The following is a 478-nucleotide window of genomic DNA, read 5'->3' as shown; positions in this document are numbered from 1 at the left end:
ACGCCGACGATCTGGTCAGCCCCCGCGAGCTTCAACCCCTGGATCACGTTGAGCCCGATGCCGCCCAGCCCGAAGACCACGCAGCGCGCGCCGATCTCCACCTTGGCGGTGTTGATCACCGCGCCGATGCCCGTCGTGACGCCGCAACCGATGTAGCAAATCTTGTCGAAGGGCGCGTCCTTGCGCACCTTGGCCAGTGCGATTTCGGGCACGACCGTGTGGTTGGCGAAGGTGGAGCAGCCCATGTAGTGGTGGATGGGTGTGCCATCGAGCATGGAAAACCGCGTCGTGCCATCGGGCAGCAGGCCCTTGCCTTGGGTGATGCGGATCTTCTGGCAAAGGTTCGTCTTGCCCGACAGGCAATATTCGCATTCGCGGCATTCGGGAGTGTAGAGCGGGATCACGTGATCGCCCGGCTCCAGCGTGGTCACGCCTTCGCCCACTTCCAGTACGACACCCGCCCCTTCATGGCCGAGGA

General features: G+C 63.8%; 1 protein-coding gene. It reads right to left on the bottom strand.

All coding sequences use genetic code 11. The features are described from left to right. On the bottom strand, positions 1–478 hold a 478-nt coding region (locus A3764_RS21575), incomplete at both ends, for an alcohol dehydrogenase catalytic domain-containing protein (protein WP_150122385.1).

Source organism: Sulfitobacter sp. HI0129 (genome assembly GCF_001635395.1).
GTDB lineage: Bacteria > Pseudomonadota > Alphaproteobacteria > Rhodobacterales > Rhodobacteraceae > Sulfitobacter.
Note: the sequence above shows the minus strand (reverse complement) of the source record. Positions and strands in the feature narration are given on the sequence as shown.